Genomic DNA, 16,200 nt, shown 5'->3' with positions numbered 1-16,200 from the left:
GGCGTGTGCCCGCCCCCTTCCCGTGGGGAGCCGGCAAGGGGCGGCGCGGCCCCGCCCGTTCGGCTGCGGGCGGGGCCAACCAGATGGCGGTCCCTCTCCGGGGGTGGTCTGCGAGGACCGCGTGCGCACACCCTGCCACCGCGCCCCCGTCGGGCAACAGAGGCGTGCATGAAAGAACCGTCGGCATATGCCTAAGCGCCCCGTCCCGTGTGCTGCCCGGGACGGGGCGCTCACGTAAAGAGTTCGGCGGGCGCGGCCTACAGGCCCGGTGTCACCTTCACGATCTCGACGTGGGAGACACCGTCCTCGGCCTCCTTGAACGCCTTGTAGGTCTCGGCGGCCGACGCGCAGTAGGAGCCTTGTACGCGCGGACGGGGCAGAGGACGGGGTCGTCGGCGTACGCGGTCTGCGCGTTGCGCACGGAGTGCCCGGTCTTGTGTGTGAGCACGGCGACGACCAGGCCGCGCGGGTGCTCGGTGATGTCGCCGGCAGCGCCCCAGATCGCGGCCGGCTGCGCACTGACCGGCGGATCCCGGCTCAGCCCGTACGACGGCGTCGTGGGGACCGACGCGGCCCGGCTCGATGTGGATCACTTCGTGCCGCTCGCTTCTAGGAGGCGAGCGTCACGCTGGGGGCGGTCTTGCTGTCGTCGGCGAGGGCGGCGAGGTATCGCTCGGCGTCGAGGGCGGCCTGGCAGCCGGAGCCTGCGGCGGTGATGGCCTGGCGGTAGGTGTGGTCGACGACGTCGCCGGCGGCGAAGACGCCGGGGAGGTTCGTGCGGGTGGAGGGCGAGTCGACCTTGATGTAGCCCTCGTCGTCCAGGTCGACCTGGCCTGTGAAGAGTTCGGTACGCGGGTCGTGGCTGATGGCGATGAACAGGCCGGTGGCGTCGAGGTCGCGGGTCCTGCCCGTGATGACGTCCCGGAGGACGACGCCGTCGAGCATGCCGTTCTCGGACTTGATCTCGGCGATCTCGCTGTCGAAGGCAAAGGAGATCTTGTCGTCGGAGAACGCCCGGTTCTGCATGGCCTTGGAGGCGCGCAGAGTGGAGCGGCGGTGGACGACGGTGACGGAGCGGGCGAAGCGGGTGAGGAAGGTGGCTTCCTCCATGGCGGTGTCGCCGCCACCGACCACGACGATGTCGCGGTCGCGGAAGAAGAAGCCGTCGCAGGTGGCGCACCATGAGACGCCGCGGCCGGAGAGCTCGTCCTCGTTCGGCAGGCCGAGCTTGCGGTAGCCGGAGCCGGTCGCGATGATCACGGCCTTGGCGCGGTGGACCGTTCCCTCGCTGTCGGTGACCTCCTTGATGTCTCCCGTCAGGTCGACGGAGATGACGTCGTCGTCGATCGTCTCGGCGCCGAATCGCTCGGCCTGGGCCCGCATGTCGTCCATGAGGTCCGGACCGTCGACTCCGGTGGGGAAGCCGGGGAAGTTCTCGACCTCGGTCGTCGTGGTCAGCGAGCCGCCGACGAAGATCGAGCTGCCGAAGAGCAGGGGCTCGAGCTGGGCGCGTGCGGTGTAGAGGGCGGCGGTGTATCCGGCGGGGCCGGAGCCCATGACGATGACCTCACGGACATCGTCGGCGGAGGGCTCGGTCACTTCGGTTACGCCTCCTGCGTCGCGTCGATCTCGGCGATCAGGCCCTCGATGAGGACCTTGATCTCGTCGCGGATGGGACGGACGGCTTCGACGCCCTGGCCGGCCGGGTCCTCCAGGGCCCAGTCGAGGTACTTCTTGCCGGGGAAGATCGGGCAGGCGTCGCCGCAGCCCATGGTGATGACGTAGTCCGACGCCTGGACGGCCTCGGTCGTGAGGACCTTCGGCTTCTGGTCGGAGATGTCGACGCCGACCTCCTTCATGGCCTCGACGGCGGCCGGGTTGACCTGCTCGCCCGGGAGGGAACCGGCAGAGCGGACCTCGATGCGGTCACCGGCGAGGTGGTTGAGGAATCCGGCGGCCATCTGGGAGCGGCCGGCGTTGTGGACGCAGACGAAGAGCACGGAGGCGAGCGGAGCGGTCATCGGGTCTTCCTTAGGCAGGGACGGAGCGTGGTGCGGGGACGGGAAACTGTGAGCGGCCGGCGTGGTGGCTGCACGCGAACAGCACTCGCAGCCGGGCCCCGGCGGGGACCGGGTTCTCGACATGCGCCAGTGCGTCCAGGCGCTCGGCGGCTAACCGCTCCGCCGGCACCACGAGGTGGGTGCGGACGTGCACGTGCGCGGCGAGCTGCTCGTAGGAGTCGGCGATCAGCCGCTGTACCGTCTCCACCGAGTACCGGCCCTGGTGGCGCACGGCGAGGCGGGCGCCACCCGCCGCGAGTCGTCCGTCGGGAAGGACCGGGTACGAGGACGCGGTCATGGAGAACCCCCAGGGCTCAAAGAGGTCAGTCCAGGCTGGTATCAGCGCCGGGTGATGTGAGAGTATCAGCCCATGATGACGTCAGTCGATACTGATCTGATCCGGGTTCTGGGCGATCCCCTGCGCCTGCAGATCGTGACCCTGCTCGCCCGCGAGACGCTGTGCACCACCCACCTCGTGGAGGAGACCGGTGCCAAGCAGACCAACCTCTCCAACCACCTGAAGGTGCTGCGCGAGGCCGGGGTCGTCGAGACGGAGCCCTGCGGCCGGTTCACCTACTACCGCCTGAAGCCGGACGTCATCGAAGCCCTGGCCGGGCAGTTCACCGCCCTCGCGGAGACCGCGCGCGCCAACGCCGACGCCAAGAGAGCCTGCCCGTAGCCTCTCGCCCTCACCTGCCGAGGAGTACCCGCCCGTGACCGCCACCGAGCCCGCTGCGAGTGACGCCATAGCAACCGACACGTCACCGCAGCCCGCACCCGGCGCCACCCCGCCCCGTACCCCGCTCGCCGCCCGCGCCGCCGCCGAGCTGGTGGGTACGGCGGCCCTCGTGGCCGTCGTCGTCGGCTCCGGCATCCAGGCCACCCAGCTCACCGACGACGTCGCGCTGCAGCTGCTGGCCAACTCCACCGCCACTGTCTTCGGCCTCGGCGTCCTGATCGCCCTCCTCGGCCCGGTCTCCGGCGCGCACTTCAACCCGGCCGTCACCCTGGCCGAGTGGTGGACCGCCCGTCGCGGCGGCGCGGGCGTGAACGCGCGCGAACTCGCCGTCTACGTCCCCTCGCAGATCATCGGCGCGATCGCGGGGGCGATTCTGGCGGACGCGATGTTCGGTGAGCCGCTGGTGAAGTGGTCCACGCACGACCGCTCGGCGGGCAACCTGTTCCTCGGCGAGGTCGTGGCGACGGCCGGCCTGATCCTGCTGATCTTCGGCCTGGCCCGCACCGACCGCCTCCGCTTCGCGCCCGTCGCGGTCGCCTCGTACATCGGCGCGGCCTACTGGTTCACCTCGTCCACCTCGTTCGCGAACCCGGCGGTGACGGTCGGGCGCGCGTTCACGGACACCTTCGCGGGCATCGCCCCGGCATCCGTCCCGGCGTTCATCGGCATGCAGATCATCGGCACGGCCGTCGGCCTGGCCCTCGTCGCGGTCATCTTCATGCGCGGTACGACGGAAGCCCAGTGACCCAGCTCGTGGACGTGGTGGTGATCGGCGGCGGCCAGTCCGGGCTCGCCGCCGCTTACCACCTGCGCCGCCTGGGCGTGGACTTCGTCGTCCTCGACGCGCAGTCCACGCCGGGCGGTGCCTGGCAGCACACCTGGGGCTCCCTGCGTCTGTTCTCCCCGGCCGCCTTCTCCTCGCTGCCGGGCCGGCTCATGCCGCCGCAGCACGGCGAGACGTACCCGGACGCCACCCACGTCGTCACGTACCTCACCGACTACGAGCAGCGCTACGAACTCCCCGTCCATCGCCCCGTACGCGTCACCGCCGTCCACCGGGACGGCGAACTCCTGCGCGTCGAGACCGACTCCGGCACCTGGCTCGCCCGTGCGGTCGTCAGCGCCACCGGCACCTGGTCGCGACCCTTCGTCCCCGCTGTCCCCGGCCGTACGACCTTCCAGGGCACCCAGCTCCACACCGTCGAGTACCACGGCCCACGCGACTTCGCCGGACACGAGGTGATCGTGGTCGGAGGCGGCAACTCCGGCGCCCAGATCGCCGCCGACCTCGCCCAAGACGCCGATCTCACCTGGGTCACCGTCCGCGAACCGCGCTACCTCGCCGACGACATCGACGGCCGCGCTCTCTTCGACCACGCCACCGCCCGCCGCCGCGCCCTCGACGAGGGCCGCGCCGACACGGGCGGCGTCGCCTCGCTGGGTGACATCGTCGCCGTCCCACCCGTACGCGAGGCCCGCGACGCCGGCCTGCTCAAGGCCCAGCCGATGTTCACCCGTGTCACTTCGACCGGGGTGGAGTGAGCCGACGGCATGACCGCCGAGGCCGACGCGATCGTCTGGTGCACCGGCTTCCGCCCCGCACTGTCGCACCTGGCCCCACTCGGCCTGCGGGGCGCCCGAGGCCACATCCCCACCTCCGGCACCCAGGCCATCGGTGAGCCCCGCCTCCACCTCCTCGGTTACGGCGACTGGACCGGCCCCGCCTCCGCCACCCTCATCGGCGTCGGCCGCCCCGCCCGTGAAGCCGCCCGGCAGATCGCCGGACTACTCGGCGCCGTGTGAGCCGGCGGGGCGCGTGAGGATGGTGCAGATGTCGCCGTCCGTGCACGTGTCCGGGTCGGTCACGGCGGCCCGGCGGGACAGCTCGCGCAGCGCGGCGCGGGCTTCGCGCAGCTCGCTCATGCGGCGCTCGCTGTCGGCCAGGTGCTGCTCGATGAGCGCCCCGACCTCCCGGCACGGGGCCTGCCCGCTGTCGCGCAGGGCGAGAACCGATCGGATCTCGGCGAGAGAGAGCCCGGCGGCCTGGGCGTCGCGGACGAAGGACAGCCGAGTGGTGGCCTGCGCCGGATAGTCCCGGTAGCCGCCGGAGGTACGCGGCGGCGCGGGCAGCAGGCCCGACTCTTCGTAGAAGCGGATCGTCTTGGTCGACAGCCCCGCCTGCGTGGCGAACTCTCCGATAGGCATGGAGGCGTCGACCCGTTCGCCGTGCCCGGAGCGCCCGCCGGCGCGTCCTGCCGCCTGTACCGGGACGAGCAGGGGCGGGCGGACGGGGCGCCCGGCGTCGGAGTACTGCGGGCGGCGCTCGACAGCGCGAAGGAGTGCTGCGACGACCAGCTCCTCGATCCGATCGGGCGAGCGGGACGTGGCCGCCGGGCCCCCGCCGAGCGGGGACTGCGTACCGTCCACCAGGCGGTGCTGCGGCACTTCGCCACCACCGGCTCCGCACCGAGCACGTCCGATCTCGAACCGGTCGCCGCCGAAGCCGGCCGTACCGCCCGCGACGTCCTCGCAGAGCTTGCCGCCGAGGACTTCCTCGCCCTCGACACCGAAGACAGGGTGCGAGTCGCGTACCCCTTCTCCGCAGTCGAGACGCCTCACCGGGTCAGGCTCGGCAACGGGGTGGAGGCGTGGTCGATGTGTGCGATCGACGCCCTCGGCATCGCCGCGATGCTCGACCAGGACGTCCGGGTCACCTCCTCCGACCCGGTCAGCGGTCACCCGGTCACGGTCTCCTTCACCAGTGGCGCGGCACGGTGGGAGCCCGAGGGAGCGGTCGTCTTCGTCGGCCGACGCCCGGCACGAGGCCCGGCGGCCGACGTGTGCTGCGACGCCCTGAACTTCTTCGCCGACCGCACCACGGCCGAGACGTGGGCGCGCCGCCACCCCGACATCCCCGGCCGCGTCACCGACCAGGCCGAGGCCGTCGCCATCGCCGAGCGGACCTTCGGCCCGCTGCTCGCCGAGAAGTGAAGGTGAGCCGGGTTCCGCAGCGTATTCCGGCGGGAATCATCGGAGCTCCGCAGAGGGCGGGACCACGATGGTTGAGGCGGTCACGCGGCGGCAGTCTTGGTGAGGAGCGCGCCCATGGCGGCGAGGACGGCCGGCTCGACGCGGTAGTAGACCCAGGTCCCGCGCCGCTCGGAGGAGAGGAGCCCGGCCTCCTTCAGCTTCTTCAGGTGGTGGGAGACGGTCGGCTGGGAGACGCCGACGTCGGAGATGTCGCAGACGCATGCCTCGCCGCCCTCGTGCGAGGCGACCGCCGAGAACAGGCGCAGCGGGACCGGATCGCCCAGCGCCTTGAACATGAGGGCTGTCCGCTCGGCCTCCTCGGCCGTCAGCGGCCGCTCGGCCAGCGGCGAGCAGCAGGGCTCGACGGTGGGCTCCAGCAGCGGAAGCGTCTTCATATTCGACATCCAGCTATCCAAGGGGGCTGCGCACCACACTGCCGGCAGGCGAGTTGCCGGGTGGTGCGCCGGGGCCGAGTGTGAATGCCCGCAGGCTTGCCGCGCCTCGCGACCGACTCTTTAATTTGATGCATGTCTATGTTGACGCTTGTCGATGCAAGTGCCATGCTGAAGGCACAAGAGATCGACGTACGTCGAAACAACGTGAGGGGACTCGTCATGAACGCCACCGTCGGCAAGCAGCTGCCCGTCGTGGTCATCGGAGCAGGCCCTGCCGGACTGGCTGCCGCCGCCCACCTCACCGACCGCGGCCTGGAGCCCTTGGTCCTGGAGTCGGGGGCGCAGGCGGGTGCCGCAGTGCGCGAGTGGTCGCACGTCCGTCTCTTCTCCACCTGGGGCGAGGTCACCGACCCTGCGGCCGAGAAGCTCCTCGCTCCCACCGGCTGGGTGAAGCCCGACGCGAGCGCCTACCCCACCGGCGGTGACTGGGCGGCAGACTACCTGCAGCCGCTCGCCGACGTCCTCGGCGACAAGGTGCGCGTCGGCGCTCGGGTCACCGGCGTCTCCCGCTCGGGCCGCGACCGGATCGTCGACGCCGACCGCGAGACCCAGCCCTTCACCGTTCACGTCCAGTACGCCGACGGGCGTGAGGAGCGGGTCCTCGCCCGCGCCGTCATCGACGCCTCCGGCACCTGGTCCCTCCCCGGCCCCGCCGGCGGCGACGGCCTGGCCGCACTGGGTGAGCGCGCCGCGGCCGACCGGATCTCGTACCGCGTACCGGACCTCAAGGCCCCCGCCGCCCGCGCCCGTTACGCCGGGAAGCGCACCGCTGTCATCGGCTCCGGCGCCTCCGCCTTCACCGCCCTCGCCCTGCTCGCCGACCTCGCAAAGGCCGACGACGGCACCGGCACCCACGCCACCTGGATCCTCCGCCGGGGCATCTCCGGCTCAACCTTCGGCGGCGGCACCGCCGACCAGCTCCCCGCCCGGGGCGCCCTCGGCCTCGCCGCCAAGGCCGCCGTCGACGACGGCCACGCGGATGCCGTCACCGGCTTCCGGACCGACGCGATCGAGCGCGACGACGAAGGCCGCCTGGTCCTGGTCGCGGAGGACGGCCGCCGCCTCGACGCGGTCGACGAGGTCATCGTCCTCACCGGCTTCCGGCCCGACCTGTCGTTCCTGGACGAACTCCGTCTCGGCCTCGACGAGCGCCTCCAGGCACCGGTGGGACTGGCGCCGCTGATCGACCCGAACCAGCACTCCTGCGGCACCGTCTACCCGCACGGTGTGAAGGAACTGTCACACCCGGAGGAGGGTGTCTACCTTGTCGGGATGAAGGCCTACGGCCGCGCGCCGACATTCCTCGCCCTGACCGGCTACGAGCAGGTCCGCTCCGTGGCCGCGGCGATCGCGGGCGACCGAGAGTCCGCCGAGCGCGTCGAACTCGTCCTCCCGGAGACCGGGGTGTGTGGCGGCGCCGGCCTCTTCGACCAGCCGGAGACCGATGAGGCGGGCGACGGCGGTGGCTGCTGCGCACCCGCGCCGGCCCTGATCCAGCTCGGCACCACGGCGGCCCCGGTGCCTGCCTGCGGCTCGTGACCGACCTCAACACCCGTGCGAGCGGGGCCGCGACCGGGACGGGGGTCCGGTCGCGGCCCCGCGCCGTCCTGCCCGCGCTGTGCGCCACGCAGATCACCAGCTGGGGAATCGTCTACTACGCCTTCCCCGTCCTCAACCCCGAGATCACCGCCGCGACCGGCTGGTCCACCACCGCCACCATGGCAGCGTTCTCGCTCGCCCTGGTCGTCTCCGGTATCGCAGGGATACCCGTCGGCCGGGTCATCGACCATCGCGGGCCCCGCATGGTGATGACCGCAGGTTCCGTCGCGGGCGCGGTGAGCCTGGTGGTCATAGCCGTGGCGCCGAACCTGCCGGTGTTCTTCTTCGGTTGGGTCCTGGCCGGGTTCGCGATGGCGGCAACGTTCTACCAGCCCGCGTTCGCGGCCCTCACCTGGTGGTTCGCCCCCGGCCATGTGCGCGCCCTGACGATCGTCACGCTCGCCGGCGGCCTCGCCTCCACCGTCTTCGCCCCACTCACCGCCGTTCTCGCCGACCACTTCACCTGGCGCACCACCTTCCTGGTCCTCGCCGTGATCCTGGCCGTCGTGACGATCCCCGCACACGCCGTCGCCCTGCGCGCCCCCTGGCCACCCGCCCCTCCTGTACCCGCCGACGTCGCCTCGACCCCACGGGACGTCGTGCGCAGCCGCCCGTTCCTGCTGCTCGGGCTGGCGTTCATGCTCTCCGCGTTCGCGATGTACGCGGTCGTCGTCACCCTCGTCCCGCTCCTGATCGAACGCGGCTACACCACCAGCCAGGCAGCCTGGGCCCTCGGCCTCGGCGGGGCCGGGCAGACCCTCGGCCGCACCCTCTACGCATCCCTCGCCCGCCGCACCGGCACGACCACCCGCACCGTGATCCTTATCGTTCTCGGCGCGCTGACCACGGCCGCCCTCGCCACTGTCCCCGGGCCGTACGGTCTGCTGATCGCGGTGTCCGTCGTCGCGGGCGTGGTCCGCGGAAACCTCACGCTCCTCCAGGCCACCGCCATCACCGACCGGTGGGGCACCACCCACTACGGCCGACTCTCCGGAATCCTCAGCGCACCCGCGATGACCGCCTCCGCCCTCGCCCCCTTCGCCGCGGCCCTCCTCGCCCCGCCCCTCGGCGGCACCCCCCAGCTCTTCGGCATGCTTGCCGGAATCGGAGCCGCTGCGGCGCTCATCGCCGTCGGCACGACGGTCCGCGCCTCCGCAGTCTCATCACTGGGGAATACCGCTCGCGACGAATGACGCTCCCTGCCAACTGGCGCGAGCGCGTGGACGGCGGCCCGGCGGGAGGCGTACACGAACGACCAGGACGCCGCGGCGTCGCTGGTGGCGGTGACGGCCAGGTCGAACCGCTCGTAGAGCGACCAGGACCCGGCGGAGTGGATGCCGCCGCTCCCGGACGCGCACTGCCGCCAGGTCGGCGAGTGGACCGCCACGAAGCTCCGCCGGGGCCTCTGGAACCCGAGGGGAGTTCGGGGCCCAGTCCTGCGCCCTGTGGTGGCCGGGCGCCCTCTCTGGCCCGCGGTGGCGTGGCGTGACATCCGCGCGTGGGTGAGGGAAGGTCCGTGCTTCTCCGGGGCTCAGAGCACCGCGGGGGTGTAGTGGCTCGCGTCGTCGCCCTCGATGACATGGCTGAGCGTGCCGTCGACACCGGCCGGGACGTCGCCCGCGACGGTCACGCGGTGCAGCAGGCGCGGCAGGTCGCCGTAGTCGTCGGGGGCGTAGTGCTGGGTGATGCGATTGTCGAACAGGACGAGGTCGCCCGGCTGCCAGACCACGCGCAGGATGTTCTCGGGGCGGGTGACGTACGACTGGAAGAGGCGCAGGAGGTCGCGGGAGTCGGAGGGGCTGAGCCCGACGACGCTCTGGGCGAAGCCGCCGATGAACAGCCCCCGCTCCCCGGTCTCGGGATGGACGCGGACGACGGGGTGGGCGGTGCGGTACGTCCGGGAGACGAACTGCTTGCGGTGCTCGGCCGCCTTCTCGCTCCTCGGGGCCGCGTAGTCGTAGACGTTCGTGTGCACCGCCCACAGTTTGTCGGCCAGCTCCCGCAGGGGCTCGGGCAGGTCCTGGTAGGCGGCGCCCGAGTTGGCGATGAGGGTGTTGCCACCGTAGGGCGGGACCACGATGCCGCGCAGTGTGGACGCCTTGGGCGGCGTACGGACGAAGGTGACGTCCGTGTGCCATTGGTTGGCGCGGATCCCCTCGTCGCCGTCGACCGGCAGGATCTGGGGCCGGCCTTCGACGGACGGCACGGTCGGGTGCGCGGTGGTGAGCTCGCCGAAGAGGGACGCGAAGCGGAGCTGGCCCGCCTCGTCGAGCCGCTGGTCGCGGAAGACGAGCGCCTTGTGTTCCAGGAGCGCGGAGTTGATCTCGGAGACGACGGCGGGGGCGAGGTCGGCGCCGAGGTCGACGCCGAGGATCTCCGCTCCGATGCGGCCTCCGATCCTGCGGACGTCGAAGCCGGTACTGGTGGTCATGGAAGGGGTCCTTTCGGCAGCGCGAGTGAGGAAATGTCGTCGGGTCGTCGGGTCGTGGTCATGGGGAACCCTGTTCACCTTCGATGGAAGGCTGGACAGCGCCTATGCGGAAAGGCGCGTGCCAGGGCTCCGGGCAAGGGAAGGAGAACCGCCCGACGGCGGGAAAGGGAAACCCGGCCGGAGGAATCCGGCGGGCGGGAAAAGAGGCCTGCCGGTGGGTCTATCGACCGACGGCACAGATGGCGCCGGCTTGACATCGAAGATCGACGTGCAGCCGCGCGGCGAGGTTCCGAGAACTGCTCACGGCCAAGAGACTTGCAGCGGAAACCGGACGCGTCAATGTCTTGTCCTGTCGCGTCTCGCATCCTGAATCTCCTGCCATACGCGCGACGTACGGCGTTCACAACCGGCCCGAATGGTGGGACGGCTCCGGGCGGACGTCGTGCGGAATGCAGTGGTGCGACGCGGCTTCGGCGTCAAGAATCGGCGGATGCGTGAAGTGAGACTTTCCGACGGGATCATCACTCTGTCGCCGCTGCGCCCGGACGATGCGGAGGCGCATCTCGCGGGCGAGGATGAGCCGCTGGTTCGCTGGCTCAACGGCGGTCCGGGCACGCGCGACGGTGTGGAAGCGTACTTCCGGCACTGCCGGCAACAATGGAGCACCGCCGGTCCCCTGCGCGCTTTCGGCATCCGGGTGGCCGCCGGCGAGGCGCTCGCGGGGACGATCGACCTGCGGTTCGCGGGGAGGACCTGGCTTCGGGCCAGGTGAATGTCGCCTACGGCCTCTATCCGTCGTGGAGAGGGCGTGGCCTGGCTACCCGCGCAGTCCTCCTGGCGGCCCGGTACGCGGCCACCGAGGGCGCGGAGGAGGCGGTGATCCAGGTCGATCCGGAGAATCCCGCCTCCGCCGCAGTCGCGCGGCGGGCGGAATTCACCCCCGGCGGGCAGCCGCGCGGCGACGAGGCCGCACGGTTCGACCGGTACGTCAGGGACCTGCGCGACGCACCCCCGTGACGACTCGTCACCCGTGATGTGCTGCGCCTCGTCGGTTGAAGGGAAGCCGGCTGAGAACCACGGCCATACCGCAGGTGTCGGTGAGTGCGGAGAAGACCAGGCCTCCGGCGATTCCGGCCGACAGGAGCTGGAACGCCGGGTGCACGAGCAGACCGAGGGCCAGGCCGAGCAGGACCAGGATGCCTGCGGTGAAGCGGACTTGACGCTCCATCCCCCAGACCGCCCGCACGGGGCCGGGCGGGAACTCGAGCACGTGACCGGCGGCGGCCCACGCCCGGGTGCCGCCGGAGAGGCTCGACGCCGCGATCCCGTGGGCGGCGAGCGCTGCGGCGGCCTTCTCGGAACGGGCACCGGAGGCACACACCAGCAGGAGGGACCCGTCGGCCGCCGAGCCTCGCAGGTCGGCAACGCTGTCCTGAATGCGGTCGAGGGGGACGTTGACGGCGCCGGGCAGGTGGCCGGACGCGAACTCGCCCGGGGTGCGGACGTCGACCACGTACAGCCGGCGGAGCTGCGGCTCGGCCTGGCCGACGGTGAGGGTGGCGGTGGGAGTGGGGGTGGGGGAGTTGCTCATGGCGATCCTGCCCTTGGCAGTGACGGGGGAGTGACCCTGCACCGAGCAGGTGACAGGGCCATTCCCGAGATGCTAGGCGCGCGGCACGGCCAGGACGGGACGACGTGCGGTGCCGTCACGAGGTCGCCATGCCGTCGCCATACCGCGGCAACAAGTGCGCGTTCCGTCAGTGGACCGGGCCGCGCTCCCGCGGGATGCGCTCCCCTGCCTCGACGGCCACGGGCAGCCGGTTCTCGGCCGGCGGCAGCGGGCAGGTCGCGAAGTCGGTGTAGGCGCAGGGCAGATTGGTGGCGCGGTTGAAGTCGAGCACGACACCGCCGTCGGCTCCGGGCGCGTCCACACCGAGCTGGCGGTTGGCCGCGTACGTGGTGACACCCGAGGTCGCGTCGGTGAACAGCACCGTGAGGGTGCCGGGTGTGAACCCGTTGAACGCGGTCAGGCTCAACTCCTGTCCGTCCAGCCGGAAGACGATCCGGCCCGGAGCGTCGTACACGTGCCGCAGCCCCTCGACTGAGGCGCCGACCGTGGTCGGTCGCGGCTCGTCGAAGGCCTCGTAGCGGCCGGTGACCACCCAGCGCGGATCGGGAGCGTACGCGGGCGTCCCGGTGAAGGCGGTCCGCAGTGGGTGGTCGGGGTGGCGCGGCCGGACCACGTCGTGGCCGCCGCGCTTGGCAACCTCGATCACGGTGTCGTTCCAGACGGCGTTGACGCCGCCGCGCTCCGGAATGACGCCGAAGAGGTGCTTCCCCCGGACCACCGTGCCGTCGACGACGAGTTCCGTCCCCTCGTCGAGGTCGACTGTGACGCCCTCGGGCCCCGTCGACCACGTGCCGGGCGTGCCGGGGAAGCTCTGCGGCTCCTCGGAGAGCCAGTGCAGACCGGTCACCGCGAGAAAGCCGTGCTCGGCGGCGAGCCGGGCGTCCTTGTCCCGGTGCCACTCCTCCCATTCCACGGCGAACCGCGCCGGATCGGGAGTACCGGTGATGTCGGTGTCGACGGTCTCGCGGGTGTCGGGGATGCCACGGACGCTCATGCGTCTCCTCCTGCTGATGCGGATGGTGTGTGCACGGCCGCGTATCCAGTGCCGGAAGTCCGGAAGTCCGGAAGTCCGAAAGACAAAGCGGAAGGAACGGGCCGCAGGGGCAGGACGAGGCCGTCAGGGGGCGCCCGGAAGCTGTTCGGTGTGAGCGTGGGGCTGTTCGGACGCCGGGTCGAGGCCTCGATGTCAGCCGGAACAGGCCATGGTTGTGATGCGCGCGTAGTCCACGTGCCGACGCATCACGAGAAGGCTCATGGGTCGAGCAAACCACAACTCCGGTGCGGTGCACCAGTGTCGCCCATCAGCCGCCAGCGGAGCACCCGGCTCCGCGGACATCGGATGCATCCGTCCCTGCGGGTGTGCCTCGTCTCGCCTCGGCGCGGGGCACACCCGTCGTATGGGGATGGCGGTCCTTCGGGCAGGCTCCGGCCGAGGAAGACGCCGAGGACCGGGCCTCCGCGGCCGCCCGGAACAGCCGCCGCAGCCGGGACAGGTCGACCCAGTCCACACCCGTACGGCACAGCTCGACCCGGTCGAGGCAGTTGGCCGGCCGGGTCGGGCGGTCTCCTGGACCGAATCGACTCCGTCCTCGTCGCCCTGGCGGTGCTGCTGGTGCTGGGCCGAGTCCCACGCTGCGGAGGCGGAAACCGGAGATGCGGCGAAGGGCCCGGCATGATCGGCGAGACACACCCTAGGTGTTGCTCCACCCGGCCGTGCTGGAATACGAGTCCAGCAGATCCACCACGAAGACCAGGGTCGAGCCGGCCGGGATCAGTGGCGAGGGTGACTGATTGCCGTAGCCGAGACGCGGGGGAACGATGATCTCGCGCCGGCCGCCGACCTTCATCCCCCTCACCCCCCGGTCCCAGCCCTTGATGACCCTGCCGCCGCCCAGGGCGAACTTGAACGGCTCACCTCGGTCCCAGGAGGCGTCGAACTCCTTGCCCGACTCGAAGGCCACCCCGACGTAGTGGACCCTGACCACCATGCCCGGCTTCACCTCGGCCCCGTCCCCGACGACCAGGTCCCGGACGGTCAACTCGGTAGGAGCGTCACCGTGCGGAACGACGACCTCGGGCTTCGTCGGTTCTCCCATTGCTGTCTCATCCCTCTCGGTCGAAAGCGTTGCGGTCGGCGGTGACGGGGAAGTCCGCGTGCTCCCCGCACCCGCGTGCTCCCCGCACCCGCGTGGTCGTCCCGGTCCCACCACAGGCCCTGGCCGGCCGTCAGGACACGCCCGTCCGTGCTCGTCCGCCAGCGGCCGTGCAGCACATGGAGCACCCCGGCGTGCCCGGCGGGCGGCACGACCGGGCCGGCGACCTGGTCCACGCGGATGGTCCAGCGGCCGCGCCGCACCATGATGTTGAGTACCCGGCACGTGCCGCCGCGCAGTTCGGCGACCAGTTCGTCGTCGCCGGAGAACGCGAACGGCTCGCCCGCGCGCGCCAGCAGCCGGTCGAACACGCCGGGGCAGGTGAGCCGCACGCCGTCGCCTGTGAGCAGGGTGAGTGTCCGGTCGACGCCCGGGAACGCCGAGAACGGTCCGTCCCGGTCGATGTCGGCGACGCTCGCGCGCCATCCGAACTCCTCCGTGCCCGCCGGCCACGCGGCGATCTCCCTGGTCGCGCCCCCGCCGTTGCGCCACGGGCTGACCGTCAGTGTCTCGACATCGAAGTGGTGCACGTGCGGGCTCCCTGGGGGTGTGCGGTACGCGTGTGGATCATATGTGCGTGGGCGACCTCGGCCGGCGCGTGTGCGCCGTAGCCGCCGACGGCGGAGTCGTGCCGAGCCGGCCGTCGTACGTCCCGGTGTCATCCGAGCGCGATGCCGCACCCCGCGACACCAAGAGGCTCCCCTCCGCCCCGCTGACGGGCTGCCCGCCACCTCCACTCCGTCCTTCCCTCGCGCGTGCTTGGCCTATACCAATCGCTCAGGTCCCCGTAGTCTCGTCCGTGGCCAGTGGTACGGACTTCCCCCCCACCCCCGGTTGTGCGCTGGCACGGGCCGACTCACCACCGCCTCGAGCAGCCGGGTGCCCCCGTTCGCCGCCTCCAGGAGGATCACGGTGAAAGTTCGCACGACAAGCTCGGCGATCAACTGCGCCGTCTGCCTCGTCGCCTCCCTCGCCCTGAGCACCGCGTCCGCAGAAGACCGCGCACCCCGGCAGAAGGTCACCAAGATCGCACTCACGAAGGTGGCCACGGCACAGAACCCGATCGCAGGGGCCGCCGGTCCCGGCGGCAAGGTCTGGATCGCCGAGCGGGCCGGCACGGTCCGGGTGTTGGGCGACCAAGGGCTCGGCGAGCCCGTGCTCGACATCTCCGCCGAAACCACCACCGACGGTGAACGCGGCCTCCTCGGTATCGCGTTCGACAACGCACGCGCGCACTTCTACATCTCGTACACGAATCTCGAAGGCACCAGCACCATCGACGAGTTCGCCGTACGGAACGGCAAGCTGCGGCCGGACACCCGGCGCACGGTCCTCACACAGACGCAGCCGTACTCGAACCACAACGGCGGCGACATCAAGTTCGGGCCCGACGGATACCTCTACATCGCGTTCGGCGACGGCGGCGCGGGCGGCGACCCGCACGGCAACGGGCAGAACCTCGACACGCTGCTCGGCAAAATGCTGCGGATCGACCCGCGCGGTGGAACGCCGTACGCGATTCCTGCGGACAACCCGTTCGTGAACGACCCGAACGCGAAGGACGAGATCTGGGCCTACGGGCTGCGCAACCCCTGGCGGTTCTCCTTCGACGCGAGCACCGGAGCCCTGCTCATCGGCGACGTCGGCCAGAACGACTGGGAGGAGATCGACTGGGCACCGGCGCGGGACAAGGGCGGCGAGAACTACGGCTGGTCCCAGATGGAGGGCAACCATCCCTTCCGGGGCGGCACGGAGCCGGCGAACCATGTGCGCCCGGTCCACGAGTACGCCCGCGGCGGCCTCGGGTGCGCGGTGACCGGTGGATTCGTCTATCGAGGGGACGCGATCCCGGCCCTGAAGGGCCAGTACGTGTTCAGCGACTACTGCGACGGCACCCTCCGCTCGCTCACGATGAAGAACGGCACGGTGACCGCGGTGAACGACCTCGTCGTCAACGCCGGCGAGGTCGTCTCGTTCGTGCAGGGCCGCAAGGGCGAGTTGTACGTGCTGGCGCAGGGCGGCACCATCGCCCGCATCGACCCGGCGTGACGTCACGCGCCGTGCCGGTCGTGCCGCGCGTTCCACCGACTCTCACCCTGGGCA

General features: G+C 71.4%; 18 protein-coding genes and 2 pseudogenes. 10 read left to right on the top strand and 10 right to left on the bottom strand.

Annotated elements, in window-relative coordinates; genetic code table 11:
* Nucleotides 1–609: 609 nt before the first annotated feature.
* Genes trxB through AB0E14_RS08790 form a run of 3 tightly spaced genes read right to left on the bottom strand, consistent with a single transcriptional unit; the run spans nucleotide 610 to nucleotide 2,358 of the window.
* Nucleotides 610–1,557 carry a thioredoxin-disulfide reductase gene (trxB, locus tag AB0E14_RS08800; protein WP_362414143.1) on the bottom strand — a complete coding sequence of 316 codons (948 nt, stop codon included), beginning with the start codon at nucleotides 1,555–1,557 and terminating at the stop codon, nucleotides 610–612.
* A gap of 47 nt (nucleotides 1,558–1,604) precedes the next feature.
* Nucleotides 1,605–2,021 carry an arsenate reductase ArsC gene (locus tag AB0E14_RS08795; RefSeq protein ID WP_362413982.1) on the bottom strand — a complete coding sequence of 139 codons (417 nt, stop codon included), beginning with the start codon at nucleotides 2,019–2,021 and terminating at the stop codon, nucleotides 1,605–1,607.
* Nucleotides 2,022–2,031: 10 nt separating this feature from the next.
* Nucleotides 2,032–2,358, bottom strand: a complete 327-nt coding sequence (locus AB0E14_RS08790) for a three-helix bundle dimerization domain-containing protein (RefSeq protein ID WP_362413980.1) — start codon at nucleotides 2,356–2,358, stop codon at nucleotides 2,032–2,034.
* A 72-nt stretch (nucleotides 2,359–2,430) separates the two neighbouring features.
* Between AB0E14_RS08790 and AB0E14_RS08785 the strand changes: the two genes are divergently transcribed.
* The 3 genes and pseudogenes from AB0E14_RS08785 (at nucleotide 2,431) to AB0E14_RS08775 (ending at nucleotide 4,602) form a co-directional block, all read left to right on the top strand.
* Nucleotides 2,431–2,739: a metalloregulator ArsR/SmtB family transcription factor gene (locus tag AB0E14_RS08785; RefSeq protein WP_362413978.1), complete on the top strand. Its 309-nt coding sequence runs from the start codon at nucleotides 2,431–2,433 to the stop codon at nucleotides 2,737–2,739.
* 34 nt (nucleotides 2,740–2,773) lie between these two features.
* A complete protein-coding gene (locus AB0E14_RS08780; RefSeq protein WP_362413976.1) occupies nucleotides 2,774–3,544 on the top strand; it encodes an MIP/aquaporin family protein in 771 nt (256 codons plus the stop codon).
* Nucleotides 3,541–4,602, top strand: a pseudogene (locus tag AB0E14_RS08775) (ArsO family NAD(P)H-dependent flavin-containing monooxygenase). Before AB0E14_RS08780 ends, AB0E14_RS08775 begins: the two are co-directional and overlap by 4 nt.
* On the opposite strand, the gene AB0E14_RS08770 reads toward AB0E14_RS08775, so the two are convergent.
* On the bottom strand, nucleotides 4,585–5,004 hold the full coding sequence (locus tag AB0E14_RS08770; protein ID WP_362413974.1) for a heavy metal-responsive transcriptional regulator: 420 nt from the start codon (nucleotides 5,002–5,004) through the stop codon (nucleotides 4,585–4,587). The pseudogene AB0E14_RS08775 and the gene AB0E14_RS08770 overlap by 18 nt on opposite strands.
* A gap of 21 nt (nucleotides 5,005–5,025) precedes the next feature.
* Between AB0E14_RS08770 and AB0E14_RS08765 the strand changes: the two genes are divergently transcribed.
* Nucleotides 5,026–5,790 carry an alkylmercury lyase family protein gene (locus AB0E14_RS08765; RefSeq protein ID WP_362413972.1) on the top strand — a complete coding sequence of 255 codons (765 nt, stop codon included), beginning with the start codon at nucleotides 5,026–5,028 and terminating at the stop codon, nucleotides 5,788–5,790.
* 80 nt (nucleotides 5,791–5,870) lie between these two features.
* Here AB0E14_RS08765 and AB0E14_RS08760 read toward each other — a convergent pair whose 3' ends face one another.
* The gene (locus AB0E14_RS08760) at nucleotides 5,871–6,233 is read right to left on the bottom strand and encodes a metalloregulator ArsR/SmtB family transcription factor (protein WP_362413970.1); all 363 of its coding nucleotides are present in this window, start codon (nucleotides 6,231–6,233) and stop codon (nucleotides 5,871–5,873) included.
* A gap of 210 nt (nucleotides 6,234–6,443) precedes the next feature.
* Between AB0E14_RS08760 and AB0E14_RS08755 the strand changes: the two genes are divergently transcribed.
* The 3 genes and pseudogenes from AB0E14_RS08755 to AB0E14_RS08745 all read left to right on the top strand — a co-directional run.
* Nucleotides 6,444–7,823, top strand: a complete 1,380-nt coding sequence (locus AB0E14_RS08755; RefSeq protein ID WP_362413968.1) for an NAD(P)-binding domain-containing protein — start codon at nucleotides 6,444–6,446, stop codon at nucleotides 7,821–7,823.
* Nucleotides 7,820–9,076 (top strand): MFS transporter, encoded by a 1,257-nt coding sequence (locus AB0E14_RS08750; RefSeq protein ID WP_362413966.1) that lies wholly within the window; start codon nucleotides 7,820–7,822, stop codon nucleotides 9,074–9,076. Before AB0E14_RS08755 ends, AB0E14_RS08750 begins: the two co-directional genes overlap by 4 nt.
* 12 nt (nucleotides 9,077–9,088) lie before the next feature.
* Nucleotides 9,089–9,280: pseudogene (locus tag AB0E14_RS08745) on the top strand (HNH endonuclease); the annotation flags it as partial.
* 134 nt (nucleotides 9,281–9,414) lie between these two features.
* Here the strand turns inward: AB0E14_RS08745 and AB0E14_RS08740 are convergent.
* Nucleotides 9,415–10,314 carry a TauD/TfdA family dioxygenase gene (locus AB0E14_RS08740; protein WP_362413964.1) on the bottom strand — a complete coding sequence of 300 codons (900 nt, stop codon included), beginning with the start codon at nucleotides 10,312–10,314 and terminating at the stop codon, nucleotides 9,415–9,417.
* A 490-nt stretch (nucleotides 10,315–10,804) separates the two neighbouring features.
* Here AB0E14_RS08740 and AB0E14_RS08735 point away from each other — a divergent pair, with 490 nt between their 5' ends.
* On the top strand, nucleotides 10,805–11,086 hold the full coding sequence (locus tag AB0E14_RS08735; protein WP_362413962.1) for a hypothetical protein: 282 nt from the start codon (nucleotides 10,805–10,807) through the stop codon (nucleotides 11,084–11,086).
* Nucleotides 11,083–11,331, top strand: coding sequence for a GNAT family N-acetyltransferase (locus AB0E14_RS08730; protein WP_362413960.1), 249 nt, complete (start codon nucleotides 11,083–11,085; stop codon nucleotides 11,329–11,331). The genes AB0E14_RS08735 and AB0E14_RS08730 overlap by 4 nt, the downstream gene beginning before the upstream one ends.
* 7 nt (nucleotides 11,332–11,338) lie before the next feature.
* Here the strand turns inward: AB0E14_RS08730 and AB0E14_RS08725 are convergent, their stop codons facing one another.
* The 4 genes from AB0E14_RS08725 to AB0E14_RS08710 form a co-directional block, all read right to left on the bottom strand.
* The gene (locus AB0E14_RS08725) at nucleotides 11,339–11,905 is read right to left on the bottom strand and encodes a rhodanese-like domain-containing protein (protein ID WP_362413958.1); all 567 of its coding nucleotides are present in this window, start codon (nucleotides 11,903–11,905) and stop codon (nucleotides 11,339–11,341) included.
* Nucleotides 11,906–12,071: 166 nt separating this feature from the next.
* Complete coding sequence (locus AB0E14_RS08720) at nucleotides 12,072–12,938, bottom strand: DUF1684 domain-containing protein (protein WP_362413956.1); 867 nt, start codon at nucleotides 12,936–12,938, stop codon at nucleotides 12,072–12,074.
* 697 nt (nucleotides 12,939–13,635) lie between these two features.
* Nucleotides 13,636–14,040 carry an FKBP-type peptidyl-prolyl cis-trans isomerase gene (locus AB0E14_RS08715; protein ID WP_362413954.1) on the bottom strand — a complete coding sequence of 135 codons (405 nt, stop codon included), beginning with the start codon at nucleotides 14,038–14,040 and terminating at the stop codon, nucleotides 13,636–13,638.
* Complete coding sequence (locus tag AB0E14_RS08710; protein WP_362413952.1) at nucleotides 13,980–14,627, bottom strand: HutD family protein; 648 nt, start codon at nucleotides 14,625–14,627, stop codon at nucleotides 13,980–13,982. Before AB0E14_RS08710 ends, AB0E14_RS08715 begins: the two co-directional genes overlap by 61 nt.
* 382 nt (nucleotides 14,628–15,009) lie before the next feature.
* On the opposite strand from AB0E14_RS08710, the gene AB0E14_RS08705 reads away from it, so the two are divergent.
* Nucleotides 15,010–16,146: a PQQ-dependent sugar dehydrogenase gene (locus AB0E14_RS08705; RefSeq protein WP_362413950.1), complete on the top strand. Its 1,137-nt coding sequence runs from the start codon at nucleotides 15,010–15,012 to the stop codon at nucleotides 16,144–16,146.
* Nucleotides 16,147–16,200 lie beyond the last annotated feature (54 nt).

It is taken from the genome of Streptomyces sp. NPDC047981 (assembly GCF_040653315.1).
GTDB lineage: Bacteria > Actinomycetota > Actinomycetes > Streptomycetales > Streptomycetaceae > Streptomyces.
The sequence above is the reverse complement of the archived record's forward strand: the minus strand, read 5'-3'. Positions and strand labels throughout refer to the sequence as shown.

Excerpts from the sequence above, each read along its gene's own strand:
- trxB (WP_362414143.1), bottom strand. The coding sequence starts at position 1,557 with ATGGGCTCCGGCCCCGCCGGATACACCGCCGCCCTCTACACCGCACGC.
- AB0E14_RS08795 (WP_362413982.1), bottom strand. The coding sequence starts at position 2,021 with ATGACCGCTCCGCTCGCCTCCGTGCTCTTCGTCTGCGTCCACAACGCC.
- AB0E14_RS08790 (WP_362413980.1), bottom strand. The coding sequence starts at position 2,358 with ATGACCGCGTCCTCGTACCCGGTCCTTCCCGACGGACGACTCGCGGCG.
- AB0E14_RS08785 (WP_362413978.1), top strand. The coding sequence starts at position 2,431 with ATGATGACGTCAGTCGATACTGATCTGATCCGGGTTCTGGGCGATCCC.
- AB0E14_RS08770 (WP_362413974.1), bottom strand. The coding sequence starts at position 5,004 with ATGCCTATCGGAGAGTTCGCCACGCAGGCGGGGCTGTCGACCAAGACG.
- AB0E14_RS08760 (WP_362413970.1), bottom strand. The coding sequence starts at position 6,233 with ATGTCGAATATGAAGACGCTTCCGCTGCTGGAGCCCACCGTCGAGCCC.
- AB0E14_RS08755 (WP_362413968.1), top strand. The coding sequence starts at position 6,444 with ATGAACGCCACCGTCGGCAAGCAGCTGCCCGTCGTGGTCATCGGAGCA.
- AB0E14_RS08740 (WP_362413964.1), bottom strand. The coding sequence starts at position 10,314 with ATGACCACCAGTACCGGCTTCGACGTCCGCAGGATCGGAGGCCGCATC.
- AB0E14_RS08735 (WP_362413962.1), top strand. The coding sequence starts at position 10,805 with ATGCGTGAAGTGAGACTTTCCGACGGGATCATCACTCTGTCGCCGCTG.
- AB0E14_RS08725 (WP_362413958.1), bottom strand. The coding sequence starts at position 11,905 with ATGAGCAACTCCCCCACCCCCACTCCCACCGCCACCCTCACCGTCGGC.
- AB0E14_RS08720 (WP_362413956.1), bottom strand. The coding sequence starts at position 12,938 with ATGAGCGTCCGTGGCATCCCCGACACCCGCGAGACCGTCGACACCGAC.
- AB0E14_RS08715 (WP_362413954.1), bottom strand. The coding sequence starts at position 14,040 with ATGGGAGAACCGACGAAGCCCGAGGTCGTCGTTCCGCACGGTGACGCT.